Genomic DNA, 26,979 nt, shown 5'->3' on the forward strand with positions numbered 1-26,979 from the left:
GCCTACCAGCGTCTCATGGCCACCTGCGACGGCGCTCAGCGCCGATCGAGGATCTCCTGTGCGTGTGCTCGAGCCCACGTCTCCGCGGCCAGCACCTGCTCGACGGTGAGCTCGGCGTCCGAGGCGGCGTGGTCGTCCACCACGGACCGCACGGTGCCGACGATGTCGGTGAAGGTGATGCGGCCGTCGTGGAAGGCGGCCACGCACTCCTCGTTCGCGGCGTTGTAGACGGCGGGGTAGGTCGAGCCCGCCATGCCGACTTCACGAGCGAGTCGCACAGCAGGGAACGCGTCGTCGTTCAGCGGCTCGAACCGCCAGTCGGCAGCCTTCGACCAATCGATGGGCGCCTCCGCCTCGGGCACTCGATCGGGCCAGCCGAGTCCGAGAGCGATCGGCACCAGCATGGTCGGCAGTCCGATCTGGGCCACGACCGCACCGTCGACGAACTCGACCATCGAATGGATGCATTGCTGCGGGTGGACCACGACGTCGATGCGATCGAACGGTATGTCGAAGAGCAGATGCGCCTCGATCACCTCCAGGCCCTTGTTGACCAACGTGGCCGAGTTGGTGGTGATGACCTTGCCCATCGCGAAGTTCGGGTGGGCGAGCGCCTGTTGCGGCGACACCCTCTTCAGCTCCTCGAACGGCAATCCCCGGAACGGGCCCCCGCTGGCGGTGATCACCAGGCGGCGTACTTCCCGTTCGCTGCCGGCCCGCAGACTCTGGGCGATCGCCGAGTGCTCACTGTCGACCGGCACGATCTGTCCGGGTCGAGCGGCGCGTGTGACGATCGGCCCACCGACGATCAGGGACTCCTTGTTCGCCAGTGCCAGCGTCGATCCGGCGTCCAGGGCCGCGAGCGTCGGCCGGAGCCCGATCGAGCCGGTGATGCCGTTGAGGACCACGTCGGCCCCACACCGCGCGACCTGCTCCGAGGCATCCGGACCGACCACGATGTCCGGGCGGTATGACGACCGACCTGCCGCGCGCGCTTCCTCCTGCAGCACCCGCGCGAACGCGTGCTGGTCACCGGTGGCCAACCCGACGAGGGCGGCCCGGCACTGCACGGCCTGCTGCGCCAGCAGACGCGGCTGCCCTCCGCCGGCACTCAACGCGGTCACCCGGAAACGGTCGGGATTGCGCGACACGATGTCGATCGCCTGCGTGCCGATCGAGCCGGTGGAACCCAGGATCGCGACGGAACGCTGGGCCGGGGCAGCGGCAGTTGTCTGAGTCACGCCCTCATTATTGGTGGCGCAAGCCCAGCGATCGCAACGCGGCCCGCAGAATCCCAACGTTTCGTGGCCCGCACATGCTCGAACACAGTTGCAAACATCGGTTCGCGTTGTGCGTTTTTGCACAGCAGCTCTCGGCGCGCTCAGCAGTGTCGAGCGGAGCTCAAGCGGGCACGCCTGATGCCGCGAGCCGCACCCGCGAACGTGGCCCTCACCGTGATGATGACCTCATGGACTGGTCACAGATTCTGGCAAGTAGCGTCGTCGGCATCGTTTCAGGCCTTGCGGGTAGCTTCCTTGGCTACGTCGGCGCGAAGAACTCGGCTCGTCGCGAGCTCATAAGCAAGGCCCTCCAGCAGATGAACTTGTGTCTCAATCTTGCGGCTGGCCCGGGGTCGGTCAACGACGTCACCAACGACTTCTTGGACTTGCGTGGAACGTTGTATGCACTCGGCGTCCCGTCAGTTTATGCACGCCTCCACATGCCTCTGATGATCACAGAAGGCCTGGAACGCAAGCGGAAGAATCGCGGCGACGCCCCACTAGGCTCCGGGTTTAGCCTCGACGAACTCGGCGCCAGGAGCACAGACCTCCATCTCATCCTTGGGGCATACCTCGCTCATCCCGTCCGCGCTCGCTACATGCACTTGAGGGCGAAGCGCAACGCGCGCAGGCTCGCCCGGCATAGATCGATGCAGTCTCTCTTTTAGGTGCCTCGGACCTCACGGGGACACCCGGCCACGTACAGCGCCACGCTGCGCCGTAGCTTGCGCAGCGTCAGGCTCGCGCGGTGCGAGCCACTACGGCAAGGGGAACTCATGGGCATCACGACACGTCGCCAGCTCCGCAGGGAGATAGCCCAGCTCGAAGACCTGCTCGGCTTCGAGGTGCGCTGGCGCACAGAGCTGCAGGTCGAGAATCGCAAGCTCGCGGAGCTCGCGCCCGCAGGCGATGAGCGTGCAACGCCTGGCAGCTCTCCGGCGCGAGCTCGGTAACGCTCGCCAGGCGACGAAAACGCCCCCGAGTGACGTGATCACTCGGGGGCGTTCCCATGCGCGCGAAGCATGTCGGCTCTCGCGCGCGAAGTCTGATTAGCAAGTGTGGCCAGACCGGGCCACCTACGCGCTTGCTTCCCTGTGGCGCACGCCGCCACCTACGCGCTTGCTTCTCTGTGGCGCACGCCGCCACCTACGCACTTGGCGAAACACGGCGTGCGCTGCCGTGTCCGAGCCGCTCTTGACTAGCAAAGGTTGTCGCGCGGCGTTCGGAGCATTGCGACCAGGGAAGTATATAGCTGTACTATTCATATCCAAGTCGTCACAGCGGCGCGCCCCGCGCCTGGTGGGAGAGCCAGAGCGCGGGGCGCGTTGATTGCCCAAGCCTGGCAAGGGCGAAAGGCTGAAAACCCTTGCCAGGCTTGGAAGTTCGGTCGACTACTTGCCGAAGACGGGCGTAGTCATGCCCGTTCCGCTCACCACAGCGACACTCTTCGGCTGGCGGTGCGCCAGCGCCACGTAAGCGTGCACGCGGACCAACCACGAGAGCTGGGACGCGTAGGTCTGCTCGAAGGCGCCGACGTGAATATCGGACTCGTAGAGGATCGAGTCTTCCGCGCGGAGAACAAAGATCTCGTCCTGGTTGGTGCCCGCGCCGAGGTCGGACGGAATCGACGGATCGACAAACACAGGCAGCCCGAGCAGCGTGCCGACGCGGCCCTGAGCGCCCGCGATGGACTGGCCACCGAACGCGTTGAGCCCGATGCCGTCGGCGACAACCATCGGGCGCCCCGTCGAATCGGTAGCGGCCAGCAGCGACGCCCAGCGGGTCGGAGTCATCAGGATGTGCGTCGCGGGCGCGTAACGGTTCTGCGCCACGGTGGCGAGCGCCTGAGCGACAGTCTGAATGACGCCTTCGCTGCTCGGCGTGGTCGCGGTGTAGGGAACTGCGGTCGCCACCGACTGCAGCCCCTCAATCTGGCCACCCGAGCCCGAGCCCGTCAGGATCGCAAGATTCAGCGCACGCGCGTAGTCGGCCGCGAGATCGCCGATCACCATGCGGTCGACGTCGATCGGCGACTGCTCGACAAGCTGCGACGAAACGACCTGAGCACCCGCGAGCGTGATCACGGGAGCGGTCACGCTCGAAGTGGTCATGTCGACCTGCGAAATGGCGGTGTTCTGTGCGGCCTGCTGTGCGACGTTCGAGCCGGTAGCGATCTTCGGAACGTTGATCGAGTCAGTACCGGCAGGCAGCGCCTCACGGCGGAGCACGTCGGCGGTCACACGGCCCGGCCTGGCGAGCTGGACGAACTGGTCTACCAGCCACAGCGGCGGCACGAACTCGCCCGCGGCGCTGTTGGTGGTGCTGAGCGCGCGCGTGCGGCTGGCATCTTCGGCGAGCCGCTGGGCGCTCTCGTAGTCGCCCGAGCGCGCGCGGCACATGTCCTTGAAGAAGCTGTAACCATTTTCGGGCAGGTAGACACCACCCATCCGGGCGTATTCGTTGCGGGAGCGCTCAACGTCCCCCGTCACCCCGAGCTCGCGGGAGTGGACCTCAACGCGGGCAACGTGCGCATCGTGGCGCGCTCGCGCGGCGTCTTCCTTGGCGATAGTGCCAGCCATCACGGCGCGGTTCGCTTCCAGCGAGTCAACGAGGCTCTCTTGCCGGTCATACTCGCGAACCTCGGAGTTCTTCAGCGCGCGGTTCCCATCGTTTTGGGCGCGGTCGAGGATTTCGCCCATCTTTTCCTTGGCGTCGGCGATCTGGTCGTCGAAGCGAGTAAGCAAAGCGTCAGTCATTTGGTTTTGGTTCCATTTCGGAATTGGCTGCCGAATTTGGGCAGCGATACGGAGAGTGAAAGCGGATCGACCACGCGCATATGTGCGCTTGGGATCACGGCGTCTCATGTCTCACAGGTGCGGCCCCGGTGGAGCTCGCGCGCGAGGCGGTCGGGCCTGGCCCTCACGGCTAACTGGTCGAATTCGACGCTTCAGAGGCTATATCTAGGGCGTCACAGTTCCAAGAAATAGGCGCAGAATGTACACAAATAATCACGTTTAGTCCTGCATTTGTCCCAGATAGAACACGGAAATTGCAACGGTTATGGCCGGTTTTCCGCTTGTTTCCGGGACATTTAGCGGCGCCTTTTTGGTTCCGGGACGGGTAAAAATCGTGGGGAGAGAAAGCCGCAGAGGGGTCGGGGTCCGGCCGCACTCTCGCGAAGTTCACGGTACCCCCCTAGGGTATGCTCAAAAATAGGGCGCCGCATTCGTTGGAATTGCAGCGTTTTTAGGGCACGCGCGGAGGTTCATTCCATGACGTGCGAGGCGTGGAATGCGTCGCCTTTCGAGCTTGGCGGCTCGCTTGCTTGTGAGTAGTTAGTTAGTTCTTTGGTGATGAGTTGTTGATTATTCGTTTCTTCTCTTTGCAATAGGAACTGCCACGAGAGCCGGCCACCGTGCATTCTTTAGGTGAATAGGGCAGACAGTACTCGTGAATAGCACGCGGTTTAGTTCTTGGGATATTGAGTGCTCACGCGGGTTACTCCTGCGAGCTCATGGCGCGCGAGCTCTGCAGTGGCCTCGCGTTTGACTGGCGCCGACAGCGCCACGCCTAGCGCGAGCACCGCGACGCATTCAATAATGCATGTCGGGTGATTGCGCCAGGCGTGGCGATAGAACACACTGTGCGGCCACCTACGCGACTTTCAGCCTGCCCCAGTAGTCAGATACCTCGGGCCATTTACGGCGCTCAGCGCGCCTTGCAACAATTCGCAGAACTCAGCTCGGGAACGCCTTCGCCTGCTCTTGTGCCCATCGTCGCCCGGCACGTTGCTGGCGACGGGTCGCGCGGCGTGATGCCTGGCGCGTCGTGAGGTTCTTCGCGCGTATGTCGACGCGCCGAATCTCGCGTTGCTTGTGCGTCATGCGGCATCCGCTCGGCACTCGCGCACGGCGCCCGCGTCCGACGCCTCGCGGTCGACGCCTCCCCACACGCCCGTGGTCTCGTCGGCGCCAGCCTCGCAGCACGCGACGACGACAGGGCAAGCCAGGCACGCCCGAGCAGCGCGCGCCCGCTCCGTGGCGTCTTCCGACGTCCACAGCGCACGGTCTGAGCTGCCACACGGCAGGCGCTCGCCGGGCGCCAAGCTCACGATCTCGACGGCCAGCCGCTCGCGGGCGTTCACTCTGCCGCCTCCTGCCCGGTCACGCTCGCAGCCTCGCGCCAAACGAGAGTGCGCACCCGACCATCGGCGCCACGCGCGCGGAAGGGCACGCCCAGCGCGTCAGGCTTGCCGAAGACACCGAGATCGGCCAGCTTCTCGCGTACCCGCTCGGACTTGGCAGCGGCCAGCCGCTCGGGTCGATTAGCAGCGAGCACGTAGCGCGCGCATGTCTCGCCGTCCTTGCCAACGAATTCGAGCCGGTCCAGCACGCCCGAGTGGCACAGCGACCCGAGCGCGATGAGAGGCATGTAATCGACGCAGCCGAGCTCGTCCCATAGGTCGCCCACGCTGACGTGCCCGCGCTGGCACGCCAGCGAGATAGCGGCAACCTTCGCGGCGTCGATATCGGCCTTGTCGTCGCGCGCCTCGGTGAACAACGGTCGCGCCGTCTCTTTCACGCGGTGGGAGAGCTCAGCGTCACTCTCGCCAGCGGACAGAGCCGCCGCGAGCTCGGCGACGGCCACGCGTATTGACGCACGCGGCGCCTGGTCGCCTTCGGGGTCGAGTGCTCGAATGAGCTTGCGTCGCGGGCCGCGCGCTGGCTGATACGCGAGCTCTTCGGCTTCTCCATCCGCGAGCATTTCCCCGAGCACGACATCGAAGACGGGGCGCTCGGTCGACTTGAAGCTCTTCCGCAGTTGTCCGCGCGCGATGCCCTCGGCGCCAGCTTCGGCGAGCTTGGCGAGTAGACGCTCTCGCACGCGGATAGCTTCGCTGGCGAGGTAGACGAGCACGCGCGGCGCCTGGTCGCCCTGGTCGTCGTTGCTCGCGCGGGGGGTAGTGGTGGTGCCAGTCATGCTTGTTTCTCCCTTGTTAGGTATGCCTTAGTTGATGGTTCGGCCCATCGTTTTTCTGTGTGCCCATGGCCCACGCCTATATCGGCGTGGGGGCCAATAGGGAAAGCACCTTGGGCACATAGCGGGCCAGCCGAGCCCATAGGTCGGAAACGTCTAAAATCGTTGAAATTCTGCGACCTATGGGCTCGGCGGTAGTTGTGCCAATAGGTTTGGGCCAATAGGTCGGCCCATCGGCTCGGCAGTGTTGCTACTTGACGCTGAAATACGTCTGCCTGCGCCCGTCGACCTCTACCCGCGCGAGCCCTTGCTCAGTCAGCATCGCCAACGCGCGCGAGTCGTCACCGTTGCGGAATGGCTCGCCCTCGTCGCGCAACGCTTGGCGAACCTCGCGCGACGTCATGCCTGCCGGGTGCCGATGCAAGAGCGCTTCGACGGTCGATGCCAGCTCGAGCACGGCTTGCGCCTTCCGCGCGTCCTTCGCCGAGCCGAGCCCGGTAAGCGAGAGCGTCGACGTCTCGGGATCGAACGAGAGCCGATCTTGCGCGACGTCAACGTCTCGGCCGGTCGCCTTGAAGTAGCGCGATCCGTCGTCCTCTACCGTCAGCGTCCAAATAGCGTCGGGCCAGTCATTGAGCGCCGACGCACCGCGCACCCGTTGCCCCGCGTGCCCTGCGTGAGCCGTCAGGATGAGGTCACGACACCCGGCCTCCGCGCGCGCGAACGCTGCCAGGTCGATAAGCCACCGTGAGACTTCCGAGTTGTTGTCTTGGTCGCCTGCTCCGGCGTAGGCGTTCGCGAAGGGGTCGACGATGAGCGTCTCTACCTTGAGCTCACGCAAGCGAGCCGCGAGCCGTGACCGCTCGGCTGGCACGCCCAACGGATTAGGCATCCCTCGAAGGTTGAATAAGACGATCCGCTCGCGGTCGATCCCGTGCCGGTCCGCCCAGCCCGCCAGCGTGCGCCCGTTCACCTCGAAGTTGAGCAGCGCCACGCGTGCCGTTGACTCGATCGGCAGCACCGCGAATCGGGCTAGGAACTTGCCACCTTCGATGAGTGCACGCGCGAGATTGAGTGCCATTGTCGTTTTGCCTGCCTTGGCTTGCGCGATGAGCAAAGTCGACGCGTCGGACGGCATCACATCGGCCACGCGGAACGCTGGCGCGTCCATGGTGAGTGCTTCCGCAATGGTGCATTCGCCGAAGTCGCTCGGCTCGCTCACGGGTTGCTCGCGGTGCGCTGCCTTGGCCCACTCGCGCGCGCTGTGTTCCCAATAGGCGCGCTCGAAGGTTGCCCGGTATGACTCGGGTACGCCCTCGGGAATCGGCAGCATGGCCGAATCCTCTTGCTTTTCAGCGGTGTTCACGCTCTCGGCGTCTTGTGCGCTCGGCACGCTTAGCAGCGGGTCTACGCATTTGCCGGCCAGGATCGACGCAACGCCGCTCGCGGGCACCTGGCACGACTCGCGCGGAGCGTCACCGGCCTGAGCGACCACGAGGGCTACGGCGCCCGATACGGCCCGGTCCCACTCTGCGACCGCGCCCGCACGGTCGGCCGACACGGACTCGGCGAACTTGTGCCCGAGCTCGCTGAGCGCGCCAGGCACGCCCTGGTGGCCCTCCCCCGCGAGGTGGCACAGTCGATTGGTCACGCTCAGCGCCCACTCATGGCGTGAGCCGTTGCCGAAGCTCGCTAGCGATTCCGCCAACGCCCCTCTAACGCGCGCGCACGGCTCGGTCGTCTCGTTGTGCCGGGTGAGCCACGCGCGCGCGTCCTGGTCGCTCACGTCGGCCTTGCTCTGCAGCGTGGCAAGTTCGCCACGGGTGAAGTGCTGCACCCACTCGTTAGGCAGCGCGGGCAGCTCGCCGACGCCTGGCAGACCGTCGGACACGTTGCCGTCAGGCGAAATCCATTGGTACGCGCCACCTTCGGGATGCACGCTCGGCCACGCCACGACGTAGCGGTGCTCGCGTCGCACGGTGTCTATGTCCTTGCCGAGCACGCCCGGCCAGCGCAAGCCTTCGGGAACTCTGTAGAGCCGTATTCCGGCCACGCCTGCCCCGCGCGAGGTAGAGCGCCACGTCGGAGGCAAGGCGCCGAGCTCGCGCTCTAGGTCCGCGAGCGTGTCGCCTCCGCGCTTGTCGTCGTGGTGGTCGACGTCGACGCCCAGCACATCGGCAGGCATGCGCAACGCGAGGTTGGCGCTCGGTTGATCTTCGCACCATGCCGCAACGTCTGCGCCGCTCGGATCGACCCCGGCAGTGCCCGTAAACCCTTTAGGCACAGGCGTTTTCGCGCCATAGGGCAGCGGTAACACGCCCGGCCAGCCTGCCGCACGGTAGAGGGGCGCGGCGCGTGCATACCTGTCTTGCACGCCTTCGACCGTTGCGCTTGTTGGTGATTCAGCCTCTTCGGCGCCGCTGCCGCCTTCAGTCGCGGCGCTCTCGTGCGTCTCAGTGCTCACGCGTTGCGGCCGGTCGAGACTGGTACTGCCAGCGCCACGGCGTCAGCTCGCGCTATGCGCATAGTCCGCTCGCCGAGCGTGATCGCGGGCAGCGAGCCGTCAGCGACCCGACGCCGAATTGACTTCGGCGAACATTTGTAGAGCTCGGCGACCTCGGCCACCGTCATATAGATGCTTTCGTTGGTGCTCGTCATGGTTCAATCCTTTGTTTATGCATAGTTTCTCTATGTAGTTGGTTGCGGTTATTGGATTGCTAAGCCGCTCGGGCGCGCTGCCTAGCTGTGTTGCGTTTTCACTGTGGAGTTGTCAAAGAACGTGCGCACACTGCTCGCGAGAGCGTTTTAGTGCCGAGCTGAGCAGTGGCGCTTGTGGCCGTTGTGTCCCTTCCGACCGGGTGCTTAGTGGACCACGAGCGATGATCAACGCCAACCAATCGTGATTGCGTTACACATAACTGCAGGTCGCGCACCTACGGCCTTGCACACAAAAGGCGCCCGACGTCCTCGCGAGAGGGAGTCGGGCGCCTGGCGCTCGGTGTGCCTACGCGCTCGGCCCTGCTATCGCCTTCGGCCCGGTGACCGTCGGCGACATGGCAGAGCGCAACGCCTCGGCGAGCCGATTACGCGTCTCCGGCAGTAGGTGCCCGTAAACCTGTCGCGTCGTCAGAATCGACTCATGTCCTAGTTGGTCCTGCACCATTTCGAGGGTCGCCCCGTTGCTGATCAACCATGACGCGTGCGAGTGCCGTGCGTCGTGAATACGCGGCCCGTCGTATGCGTACTTCTCGCCCTCCACGCGCGGACTCGCCAGCCCAGCAGCGATGCACGCGGGCACCCACACCCGCTCGCGCCAGGTGCCCGGCCAGACAACGCCCCCACGCTTGGCAGTGAACAACAACGCGCCCGGCTCGCGGTCGAGGAGCGGCGCTACGAGCTCTGCAGCGTCGTCGGACAGCAACGCGATTCGGCGCGACTTGCGCGACTTGGGCGCCCCGATCACGGGCGCCTTGCCAGGCGTCGACTTCCACGCCTTCGACACGCGCACAGTGGACAGCGCGCCTAGCGTCACATCACCGACCGTGAGCGCCGTCGCTTCGCCCCAGCGCAAGCCCGAGCCGAAGAGCAACGCCGCTAGCGGCCGGTCTCGCTCGGGAATCGCGGCGATGAGTCGCCGATATTCGGCAGGCGTCAAGAATCGCTCTGCCTGCCCGCTCTCGGCCTCCCGAGCACGCGGCAACCTTGTGCCCTTGCACGGATTGCGGTCGATGTGCCCCGCAAGGATCGCCGAATTCAGCACCGCAGACAGCGCGCGAACGATGGTCTTGATCGTTCCGGCCGCGAGCCCCTGCCGCTCTAGCCCGTTGACCAAACCCGCGACGTGCTCGCGGGTGATTGCGTCCAGCGGCGTCAAGTCCTGCCAGTAGAGGCGCGCGCGAGAGTGGTAGTCGACGCGTGTCCGCTCGGTGACGCCCGTCAGCTGCTCTGTGTGCTTCGGCAGCCACTCGCCCAGCGTCGGCACGTAGACGACCCCGGCGCCCTCGCGCTCGGTCCGGAGGCGAATCGCTGCCGGTCCGCCGATCAACTCCACTTGACGCGCGAAGCTCTCGGCGTCCTTGCGCGCGCGAAAGGTCTCCGTCGTCTGTCGCCCCCGCTCGTCGCGCGTTCGCACGCGGTAGGTCGTGCCTGTCTTGCCCTTGCTCTCGATCACGGTCGCCATGCCACGCACTCTAGCGCCGCCGATGTGCGACAAAGTGCAAATACAGTTTGTGTCTCTCTCGTGACGTTGCAATTGCAACGTTTTTAAGAGTTGAATCACGCTCTCATTAAATGCCATTCGTCCGACGCTGGAATCTGCCCCTCGCCGAGGAACTCGCGCATGATGCGAGCACCTACCGAACTGACCTGTGCCGGTTGCAGCTGCAGCTGCCGTGCCGGGTCCTCGTCGGGCATCGCCGTCCGCCGGTGGGACCAACTCCCCGCAGTGCCGAGCAGAAACCCGAGCAGCACCTGTTCGCCGCGCCGGTCGACCGTTGCGCGCCATACGGTGGCATCCAGCTGAGCAATGCCTTCGCCCCACAGCTCGGGCGCCAGGCCGCCGGCTTGAAGGGCTGCCGACGAGATGGTCACCGGGGCGCCCTCACCGTCGCGCGCGCCGTCGATCGTGCAGAACGCGTCGACCTCGCCCGGGAGGGCGTCCGGACTGATCAGCCGGAATTCGTGGGCACCACCGTCGGTCACGTCCTCCAGCACGACGACCTCGGTGCCCAGATGGTGATAGCGCAGCACGCCGAGATCAGCCGTCGCCTTGCTGATCAACAGCGTCGCCGTGGAGCACTCGCGCACCTGGAGCATCGTCACCACGTCCTCGGGCAGCTCCATGCCCGATCCGCCGTCGACCGCGACGGCGCCGTGCGAGCACAGGGAGCGATAGGCGACCTGGAGCGCCAGCTGGCGCTCGCGCTCGTCCAGTCCGCCCAGGTAGGGCATGTCGACGACCGGGTGCTCGGCGCCGAACAGGGCGAGCTCTTCGTCGGTGAAGCGCACCAGCGGCTGTGTGGCGCGTCTCATACGCGCCCGCCGATCGGGTGCACGCGCGTCGGCGGGGGCTGGATGCCGGCAGGCGTGCGCCACGGCGGCGTCCACGGGAGCCGGGCGGCACCGCCGGTCCGGTCCGCCGGTGCCGGCAACAGCTTGATCGACCCGTGCGGCGGGGTCCAGTCGCGGGGCGGCCGCACCGGCCCGGTCCACCGCGGCGGCTGGATCGGCCCTCGCCGGTTCCGCCGTCCCACCGGTGGCCGCACGGGTCCGGTCCATCGTGGCGGGCCGGACGGCCCGCCCAGCAACAGTCGGGTCGCCTCGGACTGCAGCGCCATGAGTTGCCGTTGGAACCTGGTCCGGGAAAGGGCCATCGCTTCCTCCACCAGGCGTCGCTCGGTGGTGGCGTCCGGCGGCAATGAACGGGCGCGCAGCTGGGCGTCGCCGAGTTCGTGCGCGAAGCCGGATGTCAGCACGCCGATCCGCTCGATCACCGCTGCGGCATCCGTCACCAGGGCGCCATGTCGGCCGGCTGCGGTGGCGAAGGCCGCGGCTCCGGCGCCCGACCATCGGCTCGCCGTGACTTCCGTCGCCCTCCGCAGGGCGCCGCGCAGCCTGTCGAGCTCCGTCACCAGCGCGAGGCTGCGCCGACCGGCGCGCGCCAGCAGCTCCGGGTCACCGTCGAGCGGTCTCATCGCGGCCCTGCGAGGGCTACCCGGACCAACCAGTCGGTGCGCGTGTAGCCGTTCGCGGCTGCGTCCAGCTCGGTCGCCGTCGTCTCCACCGCCGCGCAGACCGCGCCGACGAGGAGCGGCACAGCGGTCAGGAAGTCCTCGGTGCCATCGCTGTCACCCGCGAGGCCGGCGCGCAGGTCGTCGACGATCGCGCGAGCCAGCGCCGGCATCCCATGGTCCGCCGCGGATCTCAGCGTCGACGACGCCGCCGTCACGGTGCGCGGGTCCACTGTGAGCAGTCCCATCCCGGCTCCCTTCCTCGTCTCGCACCGAGGGTAGGACCGGGTGCCGATCAGCCGCAGAAGTTGTCCACAGGCCGCACCGTGACGGCTGCTCGACTCAGAGAGCCAGTCCGACGTACTTGGTCTCGAGGTACTCCTCGATGCCCTCGAAGCCGCCCTCACGTCCGAAACCGCTGGCCTTCACGCCGCCGAAGGGTGCTGCCGGGTTGGACACCACGCCCTGGTTGACGCCGACCATGCCGTAGTCCAGCGCCTCGCTGACGCGCAGCACGCGGGCGTAGTCGCGGGTGAAGAAGTAGCCGACCAGTCCGTATTCGGTGTCGTTGGCTCGACGGATGACGTCGTCCTCGTCAGTGAAGGTCTGGATGGCGGCAACCGGCCCGAAGATCTCTTCGCGAGCCATCGCAGCGTCACCGGGCAGGCCGGTGATCACCGTCGGGTTGAAGAAGTAGCCCGCCCCGTCACCCTTGCCGCCGCCGGTCACGACGCGCGCTCCGCGCTCCGTCGCGTCCGCGACCAAGTTCGTGACCTTGTCGACGGCCTTGGCGTTGATCAGCGGCCCGACGTCGACACCGTCGGTCATACCGTCACCGACGGTCAGCGACGACATCCGGGCCGCGAACTTCTCACTGAACTCGGCGGCGACGTCGGCGTGCACGAAGAAGCGGTTGGCCGCTGTGCACGCCTCGCCGATGTTGCGCATCTTGGCGAGCATCGCGCCGTTCACCGCCGCATCGATGTCGGCGTCGTCGAAGACGATGAACGGCGCGTTGCCGCCCAACTCCATCGACACCCGCAGCACCTGCTGCGCGGACTGTTCGATCAGGGTCCGGCCCACCTGGGTGGACCCGGTGAAGGTCAGCTTCCGAGACCGCGGGTCGCGGATGAGCGGTTCCATGACCCCACCGCTGTTGCTGGTGGTCACGACGTTGAGGACCCCAGCGGGTAGGCCGACCTCCTCCAGCACCTGCGCGAGGTAGAGCATCGACAACGGCGTCTCGGCGGCCGGCTTGACGACCATCGTGCATCCAGCCGCGATGGCCGGGCCGATCTTGCGCGTGCCCATGGCCAGCGGGAAGTTCCATGGCGTGATCATCAGCGTCGGTCCGACGGGCTGCTTCATCGTCATCAGCCGCGTCGCGCCGTTCGGCGCCACGGAGTAGCGCCCCGAGACGCGGACCGCCTCCTCGGCGAACCACCGGAAGAACTCCGAGCCGTAGGCCACCTCGCCGCGGGCTTCGGCCAGTGGCTTGCCCATCTCCAGGGTCATCAGTTCGGCGAATGCGTCCGTGCGCTCGACGATCAACTCGTATGCCGCACGAAGGATCTCGCTGCGATCACGCGGCGCGGAACGCGCCCACTCCGCCTGAGCCTCGGACGCGGCCGTCAAGGCGGCGGCGCCGTCGGCGACCGAGGCGTCGGCCACCCGTGCCAACGCGCCACCGGTCGCCGGATTGTCGACCTCGAGTGTCGCGCCGCCTTCGGCGTCCCTCCAGGTGCCACCGATGAACAACTGCTTCTTGACCTGCTCAACCACGGAAGACGTCTGTGTCATGGGCCAAGCCTGCCACCTGCCTGCTCGCCGTGGCATGGGGCCCAGAATGAGAGCCATGAGCGGGATGCTGGAAGTGATCGTGACCGATGTGGCGGATGCCCGTGCGGCGGCCGACGGCGGGGCAGATCGCCTCGAGCTGGTCGCCGATCCGCGGCGCGGCGGAATGACTCCGTCGCCGGGCACCGTCAGCGCTGTCCTCGCGGCCACCGACCTGCCGGTCCGCGTGATGGTTCGGCGCACCGAGTCGCACGCGCTCAGCGAACATATGGCAGCGACGCTGTGCCGGGACGTCGAATCCCTGCCGATGGCAACGGAGTTCGTGTGCGGAGGCATCGACCTGCCCGGAGTGCCCTCCCTGGCCCTGGAGCCGGTCATTGCGGCGTTCGGCGGGCGACGGTGGACCTTCCATCGCGCGCTGGACGATGCACCGGACCTGCTGGCCGCGTCCACCGCGGCGGTGTTGCTGCCCGGCTGCGACCAGGTCCTGACCGCTGGCGACCCGGCCGGCGTCGATGCCGGCATGCCGCGGCTTCGGGCGGTTCTGCGCGACCCGGACCTCGCCGCCTTCCTGCTGATCGGTGGCGGCGTGACCCTTGGCAACCTCCCCGCGCTCCTCACGGCCGGCGCGCGCGGCGTTCACCTGGGTCGCAGCGTGCGCGAGGACGGCACGTGGGACCGACCGGTGTCCTCGCAGTCGGTCCGTACCGCCGCCGACATGGTGCACGCCGAGGGCCGCAGCTGATCAGTGCGAGGCGTGCGGGCGGAAGAGTTCGACGTCGGGCTCCCAGCCGTCGCGCACCACGTCGAAGGGATGCAGGGGACGGCTGATGCGGGAGTAGCTCAGCCGGTCGATCCGTTGATCCACCGGGCCGTCCGTCAACGCCATGACCCCGCCCGCTGCAACCTCGTGCAGACGCGGCTCGAGATAGCCGATCTTGTTCACCACCAGCCGAGTTCGTGCGAGGTCGATGCCGGCACGCCGATAGTCGTCCGGTGTGTGGAAGGGCGTTCGCCGGGTGGTCAGCACCACCTGCAGTCGGCCGGACCGGACCACCGCGACGTCGCCGGCAACGTCGCTCACCACCCGGTCGACGACCCCGCGCAGCCGCACCTGACCCGGCCAGCCGAAACAGCCACCGACCGTGCGGTCGAAGCTGCTGCCGACGCCGCCAGCGCGCGCCGCCCGCACGCCCGCTGGATCGACCAATGCGCTCCAGACCGCCTCGCCGGGGCCGTCCGTCACGCGAGTATCGGTGATCAGGGCGGCGAGCGTCGTGGCCACGTCACCCGATCCGCCCGCCGTCGGGTTGTCCCCGGTGTCGCTGATGAAGAACGGACCGGCGAGTCCGCCGGCCGCGGCATCGGCCGCGCGGCCCAGTGCCCACCTCAGGCCGCCGGCCGGCCCGCAGAACCGGAAGTCGTCCCGCCGGGCGACGAACCGGCCTGCCAACGACCCACACGCACGCTGTATGGCGCCAGGATCGTCACCGATCACCACGGCCGCGGCGGCGGTGCGGGGCTCGTCCGCCCAGGCATAACCCACCCACAGGGCGGCCTCCCACACACCGCCTGGGACGTCGGGCAGTGAGCGGTACAGGGATGCCGCCGGTTCGACCCGGGTGGAGGTCTTCTCACCCGGCAACGCCACCGGGATCCGGCACCACGCGCGCACCGAACGGACGGCACCGGTGAGCGCACGCACCAGCAGCCGGGCGGCCCGGTCGCGTGTGTCGCACTCGTCGATGTGCGGAGCGGTCCGGTAGCACGTGGGCAGGTCGACCTGGGCGGCGAAGTCCCGTGACACGTTGCCGTGCAGGTCCATGGCCGCGCTCATCACCACCGGTTCGCCACCGGCCGCCTGGCGCACGCGCCGAGCCAGATCGGCCTCGGCATCATCGAGTCCGTCGACCAGCATGGCGCCGTGGATGTCGAGCAGCACGCCGTTCCAGGGCGCTCCTTGCCGCACGCTGTGCAGCACACGGTCGACCAGGGCGTCATACGCCGGTCGTGTCACGGCGCCGCCCGGAAGTGCCCGGGCGACCGGCCCCGGCACGAACTCGACCTCGTCGAGTGCGCCGCGCGCGATCGCCGGGAACCGCTCGAGCACCCGCTCGCCCTCGCGAACACCGAAGTCCCGCAACGTGGTCCGGTGCGGCGCGAACGACGACGATTCCGTGCCGATGCCCGCGATGATCACTCGCGGGCGCGAGCGACGGCTCACTCAGCCAGCCACGCCGCGTAGGCGTCGAAGGTGTAGGGGCGGCCGAGGAAGTCGGCCACCAGGTCCGCCGCGTCCTTGCTGCCACCCGGGACCAGCACCTTGTCCCGGTAGCGTCCGGCGACCTCGGCGTTGTACAGATCGGTCGGGTCGAACGCGCTGAACATGTCCTTGGCGATGACCAGCGACCACATGTAGGTGTAGTAACCGGAGCTGTAACCGTCCAAATGGCCGAACGCGCAATGGAAATGGGTGTCCGGCACATAGGGGAAGACGGAGTATTCCGCCTGCAGTTCCTGCACCACGGCGGTCAGGTCGTCATACCGCCGGAGGTGGAGGTTGAGCGACAGCGCCGCGTAGAACATCTGGGTCCGCGCCTGGAAGCCCTTGCCGAAGTCGTCGGCGCGGCGCATCTTGCTGACGAGTTCGGCCGGGATCGTCTCGCCCGCCTCGTTGGTCGCGAAGGTGGCGAGAATGTCGGCGTCCCAAGCCCATTCCTCGAGCATCTGGCTCGGCGCCTCGACGAAGTCCCACTCGGTCGCGACGCCGGCGAAGGTGATCCACTCCTGGTCACCGCCCAGCACGTGATGGATCAGGTGTCCGAACTCGTGGAAGAGCGTCACGACCTCGTCGTGCTCCATCAGGCCACGGCCGAAGTTGCACATCAGCACGCCCTCGGGCAGCTGCCGGTCGCGCAGGCCTCCGCGCAGGTCGAACTGCGCGGCGTGCTTGTACTTGCCGTCGCGGGGGTGCAGGTCCAGATAGATCCGCCCGATGCGGGTCCCGTCGCGCAGCACGTCGTACGGCGCCACGTCCTCGTGCCAGGTGACCGCGTCGTCGACCGGCTCGAACGCGATACCGAAGAGCCGCCCGGTCACGTCGAGCAGCCCCTGCCGGACCTTGCCGAACGAGAAATAGGTACGCACCTGCTGCGCGTCGACGGCGTACTGCTCCTTGCGGACAAGCTCGGAGTAGAAGGTCAGGTCCGGCGAGGAGATGTCGGTGGCCTCCGGTGCGTCCTGCTGTAGCCGTGCCAGGAGGACGGCCTTGTCGCGCGCCGCACTGTCGGCGGCAGCGGCGGTGATCCTGTCGATGAATTCACTGATGGCAGAGGCGTTTCCGATCATCTTGACCTCGGCGTCGAAATCGGCCCAGGTGTCGTATCCGAGCAGCCGCGCATGCTCGGCGCGCAGTTCGAGGAGTCGCTGCAACACCTCGTCGTTGGCCGGCCAGGCGACGTTGAGACGCTCCAGAGTCATCGCCATGCGGGTTGCGGCATCGCTGCAGAACGTGATCAGCGGTATGGCGTCGGGGTAGTCGGTGGTCACGGTCACCAATCCGTCGTCGCCGACCGGATGGGCAGCCAGCCAGTCCTGCGGCATACCGGCGAGTGCCTCCGGCGGCACCGCGATCGATCGCACCCCTTCGCGGATGTTCTTGCTGTGCAGTTGGCTGGCCCTCAACTCCAGCTCGGCCAGCTCGCTGAGCCGGGCCCGGGTCTGTTCGTCGCGGTCGACGCCGCTGCGGCGGAAATCGCGCAGCGCACGGTCCAGGAACCGTCGCGCCGGGCCGTCCAGACCGGAGGGGTCGAGGGCCGAGAGGATGGCGAACACGTCCCGGTCCATGCCGAGCTCGGTGGAGAAGGCGTCGAGGCGCTGCATCGCCGTCTCGGCCGCACTACGCACCGCCGAGCTGGGGTCGGCCTCGGCATACACCCCGGCGATGCCCGCAGCGTCGGCGAGCGCCACATGGATGTCGTTCCACGCGCGCAGCACCTCCGAGGCGTCCCTGGGCGGGCTGCTCTTGAACGACGTCACCAGTGCGCGCGCCCGCTCCAGACCGCCGTCGCAGGTCCGCCCGACCCACTCGAGGGCCTCGTCGGCGGTGGGCAGGGTCCGCGGCTCCAATGCAGTCATGGAGGCAACCTAACCGGAGCAGCCTCAGGCGACGACGCGTGGGCGCCGCTGGCACCGGGGACAGCTGAACGAGGAGCGATTCATGAACGACTCGCGCACCATCGGTGTGCCGCACCGGCGACACGGTTTGCCTTGGCGTCCATAGGCATTCAGCGATCGTTCGAAGTAGCCACTGGCCCCGTTGACGTCCACGTAGAGACTGTCGAAGCTGGTCCCACCACGGCCCAGTGCCTCGGTCATCACTGCGGCCGCGTGGCCCAGCACGCCGCGGACCGCCGACGCCGTCAGCCGGTCGGTGGCCCGCTCACCGTGCAGGCGCGCGCGCCACAACGCCTCGTCGGCGTAGATGTTGCCGATGCCGGACACCAGCGACTGGTCCAGCAGGGCGCGTTTGAGCTGCGTGTGCCGGCGGCGCATCGCCCGGCCGACGGCTTGCTGGTCGAACGCGCTCTCCAGCGGGTCGGGTGCGATGTGCGTGATGATGTCGGGCACGGTGCCCGGACCGAACGGGTCCGGCACGAGGGAGACCAACTGCAGGCCGCCGAAGGTGCGTTGGTCGACGAACCGCAGTTGCCGTCCGTCGGACAGGTCCAGCAGCGCATGCGCGTGCTTCTCCCGGGGCGCGTCCGGGGCCTCGACGAGGAGTTGCCCACTCATCCCCAGATGTATGACGAGGGCCTCCCCCGCGCCGTCCAACTCCAGCCACAGGTATTTCCCGCGGCGCAGGGCGGCGGTGACGGAGCGCCCGCGCAACCGGTCGGCCAGGTCGAGGGGGCCGGGAACATGCCGCCGGGCGACCCGGTGACCGGACAGCTGTATGTCGATGAGCGACCGGCCGACCACGTGGGTGGCGATGCCGCGCCGGACGACCTCGACCTCGGGAAGCTCAGGCACTACCGGCGCTCGGCGCGCGACGGGCGGCTTCCTCGGCTGCGTCGGCACGCCGCTTGAGGGTCTTCCAGGCGGTCTCGGCTGCCTGCTGCTCGGCGGACTTCTTGTTGCGTCCGACACCGTGGCCGAGTGCCTCCTCGGAGATCAGCACGGTTGCCGTGAACGTCTTGTCGTGGTCCGGCCCGTCCTCCTCGACGCGGTAGACGGGCACGCCCAGGCCGAGCATCGAGGAGATCTCCTGCAGCGAGGTCTTCCAGTCGAGCCCGGCACCCAGGGTCGCGGACTGTTCGATCAACGTGTCCATCAGGCTGTGGATCAGCGAGGTCGCTCCGGGGATCCCGCTGGAGAGGTAGACGGTGCCGATCACGGCTTCCATCGTGTCGGCGAGGATCGAGTCCTTGTCCCGGCCGCCGGTGGTCGCCTCACCTCGTCCCAGCTTCAGATAGGACCCGAGGTCCAGTTGCCGGGCGACCTTGGCCAGGGCGCGCGAGTTGACCACGGCGGCACGGAACTTCGCCAGTTGGCCCTCCGGCAGATCGGGGTGCTCGTGGTAGAGGTGATCGGTCACGATCACCCCGAGCACCGCGTCCCCGAGGAACTCCTGTCGCTCGTTGTGCGGTATGCCGCCGTTCTCGTAGGCGAACGATCGATGGGTGAGGGCGCGCGAAAGCAGCGACTCGTCGACGACCGCGCCGGATCGCTCTGCGAGGATCCGGGCGAGGTCGGCGACGGGCCGCTGCGCGAGTTCGGGACGCTGCCGCTTGCTCGGGCTCACGTCGTCGAAGAGGCCGTCAGGCCTGGTGCTCGGTGCGCTCCGCGGCGCTGTAGTGGCGGTCCTTGTAGGTCCCGCACGCCGGGCAGGCCTGGTGCGACTGCTTCGGCGCGTTGCACCGCGGGCAGGTGGACAGCGCAACCGGGGTCGCCTTCCACTGCGCGCGGCGGGACCGGGTGTTGGAGCGCGACATCTTCCGCTTCGGGACAGCCACGTCAATTCCTCTTCTCGTCGTTGTCGGTGTCGTCATCGCCGCCGGCGAGGTGTGCCAGCGCCGACCACCGTGGGTCGATCACTTCGTGGTGGTGCGTCGGGTCGTCCGCGAGCCGTGCTCCGCACTCGGAGCACAGACCCGGGCAGTCGTCCCGGCACACCGGCTGGAACGGCAGTGCAGGCACCACCGCATCCCGCAGCACGGGCTCCAGATCGGCGAGGTCGCCGTCCAGCTCGTGCACGTCCTCTTCGTCGCCGTCCTCCACCTCATGGTGGCGGGCGGCTCGATCGGCGTAGGCGAACAGCTCCTGAAACGGAACCTCGATCGGCAGATCGACGGGTTCCAGGCACCGCACGCAAGCACCGGTCGCCGTGGCGTGCACCGTGCCGGTGACCAGAACGCCCTCCATCACCGATTCCAGGCGCAACCGCAAGGTCATCGGCTGACCTTCCGGCACGCCGATCACCTCGGTGCCGAAGTGTTCGGGTGCTGCCACCTGGACCTCACCCTCGAGCATCCGGCCGGGTCGCCGCGGCAGCTCTTTGGTGTCCAGAGCCAGCGGGCGTCGCGTATCGGTGTGCATCTTCCGGGGTGTTCGGCAGGAGACATGGCACGATCTCGCCATGGACGACAAGACCGAAGGTCAAGGTTACCGGGTCGGGTGCCCGTCTCCCAAACCGGCGAGCGGCATACGATAACTACAGTTGTAGTAGACCGATCGACAAAGGATTCTCCGATGCACCATGGCAAGCACGAGGCAGGCCACGCAGCCGCGGCGACGGGCCGCCCGGAAAGCACCTTCGCCGCGGAACTGCGGCAGACCGCGTCTCCCCGCACCCTGCTGCTGATCGCCGGAGTGCTCTTCCTGCAGATCGCCTTCATCTTCAGTTACGTGGGCGCATTCCACTCCCCCAGCCCGCACGAGATCACCGTCTCGGTCGCGGCCGGCCCTCGAACCGGGCAGGTCGTCGCCCAGCTCAACGGACTGCACGGACGTCCGCTGCGGGCGTCCGCAGCTCCCACCGCGGACGCCGCCAAGCAGCGCGTGGTCACCGGCGACAGCAGCGCCGCGCTGGTCATGTCCGCGGACAGCACCCAGGACACCCTGTATGTCGCCGGCGGCGGCGGTTCCTCGACCGTGACCGCCGTGGAGGCGACGATCGCGCAGGTGGAGTCGGCCCAACACCGCAGCGCGCACAGCGTCGACCTGGTGCCGTTGCAGGCGCACGACGCGCGCGGCCTCACCGGGTTCTACGTCGTCATCGGTTGGATCGTCGGCGGCTACCTGGTCGCGGCGGCGATCGGCATCCTCGGCAGCCCCCGTCCGCGCGGGCTCGGTGCGGCGGCCGGCCGCCTGACGAGCCTGCTGCCGTATGCCGTGCTCAGCGGACTGCTCGGCACCCTCGTGGTCGACCAGCTGCTCGGCGCGCTGACCGGCCATTTCTGGGCGCTCTGGGGTGTCGGCACACTCCTGGTGCTCGCCAGCGCCGCCGTGACGGTCGCGATGGAGGCGCTGTTCGGGATCGTCGGCATCGGCGTCACGATCCTCGTCTTCGTGGTTCTGGGCAACCCCTCCGCGGGGGGCGCTTATCAGGCCGACGTGCTGCCCGGCTTCTGGCGGGTCATCGGGCCACTGATCCCGAACGGCGCGGGCACCAGCGCGGTGCGCAACATCGTCTACTTCGGCGGCCGTCACCTGACCGGTTCACTGCTGTGCCTGGTCGTCTACATCGCGGTCGGCATCCTGGGCACCCTCGGCGCGACCTGGTGGTTCAACCGAGCCGAGCCAGCAGCGGCGCCAGCACCGGCGGAGGAACCATCGAGCTGACGTCGGCCCCGCGCTGGGCGATGAGCCGGATCAGCGAGCTGGAGTAGTGCGTGTATGCCGGGTCTCCCGGCAGCAACAGCGTCTCGAGCCCCGACATCTCGCGATTCATCAGCGCCATCGGGAGTTCGTACTCATAGTCGGTCAGTCCCCGGATGCCCTTGACCAACACACCGGCGCCGAGTTCGCGACATACGTCGACGATGAGCCGGTCGCCGAACGCGGCAGCGCGGACGTTCGGCAGGTCGGCGGTTGCTGCGCCGATGAGGTCGACGCGCTCCTGCGGGTCGAACGTCCCCTGCTTCGCGGTGTTGTGCAGGACGGCCACGACGACGTCGTCATACAACGCACTCGCGCGGGTGATCACGTCCAGATGCCCGTTCGTGATCGGGTCGTAGGAGCCGGGGCAGACGCACCGCCGTGGATTGCCGGTCATGTCAGGCACCTTAACCAGCGAGGCCTACGCGGAGTCTCCGTGCGGCACGAACTCGGCGAACCAGCAGGTGGTCTCGCCGTATCTGCGCGGCCCGATGAGTTCGACACCCGCCGGCCACAGCGGTTCGGCCGACCGGCTCGAGCGCTCCACCACCAGGACCGCGTCGAGCGCCAGCGAGTCGTGGTCGACCAACTGGCTGAGCACGTCCGCAAGCGCCGGATCGCTCACGGCGTACGGCGGGTCGACGAACAGCAGGTCGGCAGCCGGTGTCAACGGCGCCCGCACCAGTGTCTCGACCGTGCCGGTCCGCACCTGAACGCCCGCGAGTCCGAGGTGGCGCACGTTCTGGTCGATCGTCGCCGCGGCACGGCGGTCCGACTCCACGAGCAACGCGGACGACGCACCACGCGACACCGCCTCCAGCGCCAGCGCGCCGGAGCCGGCATACAGATCGACCACGTGGCTGCCGGTGATCGCGTCGAGGTGCTCCAGCCGGCCGAAGACGGCTTCACGCACCCGGTCCGAGGTGGGCCGGGTGCCCGCGCCCGGCGGAGTCAGCAGCCGGCGGCCACCCGCCGCCCCGGCGATGATACGGGTCATCCGCGCTCCAGGAACGCCGCCTGCTCCTCGCTGAGCCGGTCGGCGACCAGCTCGGCGAGCCGCGGATGCCCGAGCAGCTCCGGGTCGGATGCGACGATCGCGGAGGCGTCCTCGCGCGCGCAGTCGATCAGCTCGACATCCGAGGGGTGACTCAGCCGCAACAGTCGTAGACCGGAGCGGGTGCCGCTCTGCGCAGCACCGAGCACGTCGCCCTCCCGCCGCAGCGACAGGTCCAGGTCGGCCAACCGGAAGCCGTCCGCGGTGGCGGCCACGGCTTCCAGCCGTTCGACGGTCTGCGGGTTCTCGGTCTCGGTGACCAGCAGGCACAGCCCGGCGGCGGCACCGCGGCCCACCCGGCCGCGCAGCTGATGCAGCTGCGAGATGCCGAAACGGTCGGCGTCCATCACCACCATGACGGTCGCGTTGGGTACGTCGACGCCGACCTCGATGACCGTGGTGGAGACCAGCACGTCGATGTCGCCGGCACCGAAGGCCTGCATCACCGCGTCCTTGTCCTCCGCGGACATCCGTCCGTGCAGCATCTCGATCCGCAAGCCGTGCAGCGCCGGCTCGCCGCGCAGGCGTTCGAGCTGCTGGTGCACACCGGTCAGCTCACGCGGGGTCTCCGGCTCCTCGCCCTCGGCATATGCCTCGAAGTCCGGCGGCGGTTCGCCCTCGAAAGCCACCTCGACGGCGCCGTTCATCGGATCCCCGATACGCGGGCAGACCACGTAGGCCTGATGTCCGGCACGGACCTCCTCGGCCACCCGCTGCCAGGTCCGCGTCATCCACGACTCCCGACTGCCCGGAACGACATGGCTGGTGATCGGCTGCCGGCCGCGCGGCAACTCACGCAGCACCGAGGTGTCCATGTCGCCGAACACGGTCATCGCCACCGTGCGCGGGATCGGTGTCGCGGTCATCACCAGCACATGCGGAGGGCGGACTGCCTTGGCGCGCAACGCATCTCGTTGCTCGACGCCGAAGCGGTGCTGCTCGTCGACGACGACCAGGCCGAGGTCGGCGAACATCACGTGCTCCTGGATGAGGGCGTGGGTGCCCACCACGATGCCCACCGGGCCGGTCGCGATGTCGAGCAGCACCTTCTCCCGCTGCGACCGGGTCATCGATCCGGTGAGCAGGGCGACCCGCGTCGCGTTGTCGGCACCGCCGAGCATGCCGGCCTGACCCAGCTCCCCGAGCATCGCGGTGATCGAGCGCTCATGCTGTTGCGCCAGCACCTCGGTGGGCGCCAGCAGGGCTGCCTGAGCACCTGCATCGATCGCGGCCAGCATCGCCCGCAACGCCACGATGGTCTTGCCCGAACCGACCTCACCCTGCAACAACCGGTGCATCGGGTGGCCCTGGGCCATGTCGTGTGCGATCTGCGCGCCCACCTCGCGCTGTCCGGCCGTCAGCTCGAACGGCAACCGCGCGTCGAACGCCTCCAGCAGGCCACCGGAGACCGCACCGCGTGGCGTGGCCTCCAGTCGCCGAGCCTCCGCCCGACGCTGCGCCAGCACGGTCTGCACGACGAGCGCCTCGTCATACCGCATCCGCCGCTTGCCGCGGCCCCAGTCCGCGTCCTGCTGCGGAAAATGCACCTGCTCGTATGCCGTGCGCAGGGCGAGCAACCCGCGCTCGCGGCGGACGTCCGCGGGCACCGGGTCGGCCAGCTCCACCTGCTCCAGCACCAGTCTCATCGCCTGGGTCAGCTGCATGTCGGTGACGCCCTTCACCGCCGGATAGAGCGGGATGAGCCCGCCGCGGTAGACCGGGTCCTCGGCGCCGCCGGAGAAGAGCGTGTAGTCGGGGTGCGCCAGCTGCAGGTCGCTGCCGTAGGTCTGCAACTTGCCCCGGAACACCCCGTGCGCACCGCCCACCAGGCGCTCCTCGTGGCCCCACGCGCTGAAGAACACCAGTGACGCGCGCTGCCCGTCGGCGTCCTCCAGGACGGCGGTCAGCATCGTGCCCTTGCGCCCACGCATCGGCCGGGTGCGCGCCGACACGATCGTCGCCACCAACACGGCGTCCTGACCCAACTGGAAGTCTGCGAGCCGGCCGCTCTTGCTGGCATCGAGGTAGCGCCGGGGCAGGAAGTCGAGCAGATCTCCGACGGTCCGCACACCACGGGCCTTCTCGAGCTTGGTCGCCGCCGCGCCGATGACCGGTTTCAGCGAGCTGTTGCGAGTGATCGGCACCTACTCCACCCCGATGGTCAGCAATGGCTCACCGACACCGCCGGCGACGTGCGTCACCCGCAACCCGGGATGCTCGACCCCGATGCCGCGCAGCAGCCGGTCGACTCGGTCGGCGGCCAGGGCGTCTCCGGTCACCAGCGTCACCAGCTCGGCGTCGCCGACGTCGCCGATCAACCCGTCGATCTGCTGCATGAGCGCATCATCCCCCGGGTCACCGACAACGCGGGCGCTGCGGACATCGGCAGCCGCCTCCCGTGCGGCGGCGCACCACGCATCGAAGCCGGCGCCGGGGTCCAGCACCGCGCCGGCGGCGAGCGCCTGGGCGGCGTCACGGCCGACGGCGACGACGTTGCCCGCGTGCGGGCCGGGCGTGCCGGCGGAGTGCAGTGCGGCCACGGCGTCGTACGCCTCGGGGCTGGCGCACAGCAGCAGCGTGCCGCGGCGCCCGAACCGGGCGCGCAGCGCCGCTCCATCGCGCCAGTCGGTCACCGCGGTGAGACCCGCGCGGGTGAACTCGTGAGCGGCACCTTGCCCTGCGGCCAGCGCGAGTATGACGAAATCGGCTCTGCTCGAAGGACGTTGGTCCTCGAACCGGGTGATGCGGAACCGGTGCGCACGCCCAGCGGCCACACCGGCGTTGACCGCTCCGGCGACGTCATCGACGTGCACGTGCACGGAATGCCGGTCGGGCCCACCGGCGACCACCAGCGAGTCACCGAGGTGGTGCAGGGTGTCCTTCAGCCCCTCGACGGCGGCGTCGGTCGCCTGCTCCAGCAGGAACATCACCTCGTACGCAGGTCCGTCGACCGGCGCGTGGGTGCCGCAGTCGGCGGCAAGCTCGGCCGGCGCAGCGGTCTGCCGGCTGATCCGCAGCCACTCCGGATCGGCATCGCCGGTGACCGCCAGCCCGCCCTCGCCGTGGACCACGCGCTGCAGGGCCTCCAGGACCAGCAGGTAGCCGGCGCCCCCGGCATCGACGACACCGGCCTGCGCCAACACCGGGTTGTCCCACCGGGTGCGCAACAGGGCAGCCGCCGCGCCACCCACCGCGGCGTCGATGACATCGGTCAGGCCGGCAGCTGCGCCGTGGTCGTGACACACCGCCGTGGCGGAGTCCGCAGCCGCCGCCGCGACGGTCAGGATGGTACCCGGCACCGGCGCGGACACGCCGTTCTGCGCCAGCTGGGCCGCCCGGGCGAGCACCGCGGCCAGGTGCTGCGGTCCGAGCCCGGCACCGTCCTGCGCACCCCCGTCCGCGCTCTCGTCCGCGCTCTCGACCAGGGCCGCCACCTCGCTGACCCCGCGCGACAACTGGCTGAGGATGACGCCGGAATTCCCGCGTGCCGCGACGAGTGTCGCCTGGGCCATCGCGGCCGTGGCTCCGGCGACCGTGTCCGGTGCGCGCCGATCGAGCTCGTCGACGGCATCGCTCATCGTCATCAACAGGTTGCTGCCCGTGTCACCGTCCGGCACCGGGAAGACGTTCAGGTCGTTCAGTCTCTGCGCGTATGCCGCCAGGTCGGCCCGCGCGGTGATGACCCACCGACGCAGCGCTGCCAGATCGAGACGGTCGAGCGGCATGGGACGCTGGGAACCTTTCCGGTGGTCGGCACGGGCACCCCGAGCCTAGCCTGGCTGCGAGGAGCGGCCGCAGGCCCGTTTTGGAGACCGACGGCCGCCTCGGCTACGCTTGGGCGGTTCCCGTATGCGACATGCCATCCGGTATGCCCACGGGCCGACACGTTCTTCAACCATTTGATCCAAGGAGATTCACCGTGGCTGCCACCTGCGACGTCTGCGGCAAGGGACCCGGCTTCGGTCACAACATCTCGCACTCGCACCGCCGCACCAAGCGTCGTTGGAACCCCAACATCCAGCGCGTCAAGGCGCTCGTGGGCGAGGCCGGTGTGACCCCGAAGCGCCTGAACGTCTGCACCTCCTGCCTGAAGGCCGGCAAGGTCAAGCGCTGAGGTCTCGTACCTCGCGAACAGCGCGATGAGAGCGGGGCGTCCCCACCGGGACGGCCCGCGCTCGGGTGCCGCAGGGTGTATGGCGGCGCAGGGCTGCGGCCGCGGCGGCGGCACCAACGCGGCGGGGGGCGGGGGCCGCGGGAGCGCGAG

Annotated in this window: 25 protein-coding genes; 4 read left to right on the forward strand and 21 right to left on the reverse strand. The window is 68.4% G+C overall.

The window, feature by feature from the left end:
• Nucleotides 1-35: 35 nt before the first annotated feature.
• Nucleotides 36-1,241, reverse strand: a complete 1,206-nt coding sequence (dxr, locus tag ACTHL4_RS05785; RefSeq protein ID WP_440281791.1) for a 1-deoxy-D-xylulose-5-phosphate reductoisomerase — start codon at nt 1,239-1,241, stop codon at nt 36-38.
• A gap of 227 nt (nt 1,242-1,468) precedes the next feature.
• On the opposite strand from dxr, the gene ACTHL4_RS05790 reads away from it, so the two are divergent.
• Nucleotides 1,469-1,948 carry a hypothetical protein gene (locus ACTHL4_RS05790; RefSeq protein WP_440281792.1) on the forward strand — a complete coding sequence of 160 codons (480 nt, stop codon included), beginning with the start codon at nt 1,469-1,471 and terminating at the stop codon, nt 1,946-1,948.
• A 723-nt stretch (nt 1,949-2,671) separates the two neighbouring features.
• Here the strand turns inward: ACTHL4_RS05790 and ACTHL4_RS05795 are convergent.
• From ACTHL4_RS05795 to ACTHL4_RS05840, 10 genes are all read right to left on the reverse strand, one after another.
• Nucleotides 2,672-4,036: a phage major capsid protein gene (locus tag ACTHL4_RS05795; protein WP_440281793.1), complete on the reverse strand. Its 1,365-nt coding sequence runs from the start codon at nt 4,034-4,036 to the stop codon at nt 2,672-2,674.
• 1,124 nt (nt 4,037-5,160) lie between these two features.
• Nucleotides 5,161-5,424, reverse strand: coding sequence for a WhiB family transcriptional regulator (locus ACTHL4_RS05800; protein WP_440281794.1), 264 nt, complete (start codon nt 5,422-5,424; stop codon nt 5,161-5,163).
• Entirely contained in the window at nt 5,421-6,260 is an 840-nt protein-coding gene (locus ACTHL4_RS05805) for a hypothetical protein (RefSeq protein ID WP_440281795.1), read from the reverse strand. Before ACTHL4_RS05805 ends, ACTHL4_RS05800 begins: the two co-directional genes overlap by 4 nt.
• A 247-nt stretch (nt 6,261-6,507) precedes the next feature.
• A complete protein-coding gene (locus ACTHL4_RS05810; RefSeq protein WP_440281796.1) occupies nt 6,508-8,721 on the reverse strand; it encodes a bifunctional DNA primase/polymerase in 2,214 nt (737 codons plus the stop codon).
• Nucleotides 8,718-8,915 (reverse strand): helix-turn-helix domain-containing protein, encoded by a 198-nt coding sequence (locus ACTHL4_RS05815; RefSeq protein WP_440281797.1) that lies wholly within the window; start codon nt 8,913-8,915, stop codon nt 8,718-8,720. Before ACTHL4_RS05815 ends, ACTHL4_RS05810 begins: the two co-directional genes overlap by 4 nt.
• A 346-nt stretch (nt 8,916-9,261) precedes the next feature.
• Nucleotides 9,262-10,437 carry a tyrosine-type recombinase/integrase gene (locus ACTHL4_RS05820; protein ID WP_440281798.1) on the reverse strand — a complete coding sequence of 392 codons (1,176 nt, stop codon included), beginning with the start codon at nt 10,435-10,437 and terminating at the stop codon, nt 9,262-9,264.
• A gap of 95 nt (nt 10,438-10,532) precedes the next feature.
• Nucleotides 10,533-11,288 (reverse strand): hypothetical protein, encoded by a 756-nt coding sequence (locus tag ACTHL4_RS05825; protein ID WP_440281799.1) that lies wholly within the window; start codon nt 11,286-11,288, stop codon nt 10,533-10,535.
• On the reverse strand, nt 11,285-11,950 hold the full coding sequence (locus ACTHL4_RS05830) for a hypothetical protein (RefSeq protein ID WP_440281800.1): 666 nt from the start codon (nt 11,948-11,950) through the stop codon (nt 11,285-11,287). The genes ACTHL4_RS05825 and ACTHL4_RS05830 overlap by 4 nt, the downstream gene beginning before the upstream one ends.
• Complete coding sequence (locus ACTHL4_RS05835) at nt 11,947-12,234, reverse strand: hypothetical protein (RefSeq protein ID WP_440281801.1); 288 nt, start codon at nt 12,232-12,234, stop codon at nt 11,947-11,949. Before ACTHL4_RS05835 ends, ACTHL4_RS05830 begins: the two co-directional genes overlap by 4 nt.
• Nucleotides 12,235-12,328: 94 nt before the next feature.
• The gene (locus ACTHL4_RS05840; RefSeq protein WP_440281802.1) at nt 12,329-13,786 is read right to left on the reverse strand and encodes an NAD-dependent succinate-semialdehyde dehydrogenase; all 1,458 of its coding nucleotides are present in this window, start codon (nt 13,784-13,786) and stop codon (nt 12,329-12,331) included.
• Between the two features lie 55 nt (nt 13,787-13,841).
• Between ACTHL4_RS05840 and ACTHL4_RS05845 the strand changes: the two genes are divergently transcribed.
• Nucleotides 13,842-14,528 carry a copper homeostasis protein CutC gene (locus ACTHL4_RS05845; protein WP_440281803.1) on the forward strand — a complete coding sequence of 229 codons (687 nt, stop codon included), beginning with the start codon at nt 13,842-13,844 and terminating at the stop codon, nt 14,526-14,528.
• Here the strand turns inward: ACTHL4_RS05845 and ACTHL4_RS05850 are convergent, their stop codons facing one another.
• Genes ACTHL4_RS05850 through ACTHL4_RS05875 form a run of 6 tightly spaced genes read right to left on the reverse strand, consistent with a single transcriptional unit; the run spans nt 14,529 to nt 20,380 of the window.
• Nucleotides 14,529-16,007: a M81 family metallopeptidase gene (locus ACTHL4_RS05850; protein WP_440281804.1), complete on the reverse strand. Its 1,479-nt coding sequence runs from the start codon at nt 16,005-16,007 to the stop codon at nt 14,529-14,531.
• Nucleotides 16,004-17,920 carry a M3 family metallopeptidase gene (locus ACTHL4_RS05855; RefSeq protein ID WP_440281805.1) on the reverse strand — a complete coding sequence of 639 codons (1,917 nt, stop codon included), beginning with the start codon at nt 17,918-17,920 and terminating at the stop codon, nt 16,004-16,006. The genes ACTHL4_RS05850 and ACTHL4_RS05855 overlap by 4 nt, the downstream gene beginning before the upstream one ends.
• A gap of 24 nt (nt 17,921-17,944) precedes the next feature.
• Nucleotides 17,945-18,814: a bifunctional DNA-formamidopyrimidine glycosylase/DNA-(apurinic or apyrimidinic site) lyase gene (gene mutM, locus ACTHL4_RS05860; RefSeq protein WP_440281806.1), complete on the reverse strand. Its 870-nt coding sequence runs from the start codon at nt 18,812-18,814 to the stop codon at nt 17,945-17,947.
• Complete coding sequence (rnc, locus tag ACTHL4_RS05865; protein ID WP_440281807.1) at nt 18,807-19,586, reverse strand: ribonuclease III; 780 nt, start codon at nt 19,584-19,586, stop codon at nt 18,807-18,809. The genes mutM and rnc overlap by 8 nt, the downstream gene beginning before the upstream one ends.
• Before the next feature lie 16 nt (nt 19,587-19,602).
• Nucleotides 19,603-19,797 (reverse strand): 50S ribosomal protein L32, encoded by a 195-nt coding sequence (gene rpmF, locus ACTHL4_RS05870; RefSeq protein ID WP_440281808.1) that lies wholly within the window; start codon nt 19,795-19,797, stop codon nt 19,603-19,605.
• Between the two features lies 1 nt (nt 19,798).
• A complete protein-coding gene (locus tag ACTHL4_RS05875) occupies nt 19,799-20,380 on the reverse strand; it encodes a YceD family protein (protein WP_440281809.1) in 582 nt (193 codons plus the stop codon).
• Nucleotides 20,381-20,533: 153 nt separating this feature from the next.
• Between ACTHL4_RS05875 and ACTHL4_RS05880 the strand changes: the two genes are divergently transcribed.
• Nucleotides 20,534-21,625 (forward strand): hypothetical protein, encoded by a 1,092-nt coding sequence (locus ACTHL4_RS05880; RefSeq protein ID WP_440281810.1) that lies wholly within the window; start codon nt 20,534-20,536, stop codon nt 21,623-21,625.
• On the opposite strand, the gene coaD is transcribed toward ACTHL4_RS05880, so the two are convergent.
• The 4 genes from coaD to ACTHL4_RS05900 are packed head-to-tail and all read right to left on the reverse strand — an operon-like array spanning nt 21,570 to nt 26,440.
• Nucleotides 21,570-22,058 carry a pantetheine-phosphate adenylyltransferase gene (coaD, locus tag ACTHL4_RS05885; protein ID WP_440281811.1) on the reverse strand — a complete coding sequence of 163 codons (489 nt, stop codon included), beginning with the start codon at nt 22,056-22,058 and terminating at the stop codon, nt 21,570-21,572. The two genes, ACTHL4_RS05880 and coaD, sit on opposite strands and share 56 nt — an antisense overlap.
• A 24-nt stretch (nt 22,059-22,082) precedes the next feature.
• On the reverse strand, nt 22,083-22,658 hold the full coding sequence (gene rsmD / locus ACTHL4_RS05890) for a 16S rRNA (guanine(966)-N(2))-methyltransferase RsmD (RefSeq protein WP_440281812.1): 576 nt from the start codon (nt 22,656-22,658) through the stop codon (nt 22,083-22,085).
• Nucleotides 22,655-24,859 (reverse strand): ATP-dependent DNA helicase RecG, encoded by a 2,205-nt coding sequence (locus ACTHL4_RS05895; protein WP_440281813.1) that lies wholly within the window; start codon nt 24,857-24,859, stop codon nt 22,655-22,657. Before ACTHL4_RS05895 ends, rsmD begins: the two co-directional genes overlap by 4 nt.
• Nucleotides 24,860-26,440 carry a DAK2 domain-containing protein gene (locus tag ACTHL4_RS05900; protein ID WP_440281814.1) on the reverse strand — a complete coding sequence of 527 codons (1,581 nt, stop codon included), beginning with the start codon at nt 26,438-26,440 and terminating at the stop codon, nt 24,860-24,862. It lies immediately after the preceding gene.
• A gap of 194 nt (nt 26,441-26,634) precedes the next feature.
• Between ACTHL4_RS05900 and rpmB the strand changes: the two genes are divergently transcribed.
• Nucleotides 26,635-26,829, forward strand: coding sequence for a 50S ribosomal protein L28 (gene rpmB, locus ACTHL4_RS05905; RefSeq protein ID WP_166118878.1), 195 nt, complete (start codon nt 26,635-26,637; stop codon nt 26,827-26,829).
• Nucleotides 26,830-26,979 lie beyond the last annotated feature (150 nt).

The sequence above is a fragment of the Flexivirga sp. genome (assembly GCF_051955415.1).
Classification (GTDB): Bacteria; Actinomycetota; Actinomycetes; order Actinomycetales; family Dermatophilaceae; genus Flexivirga.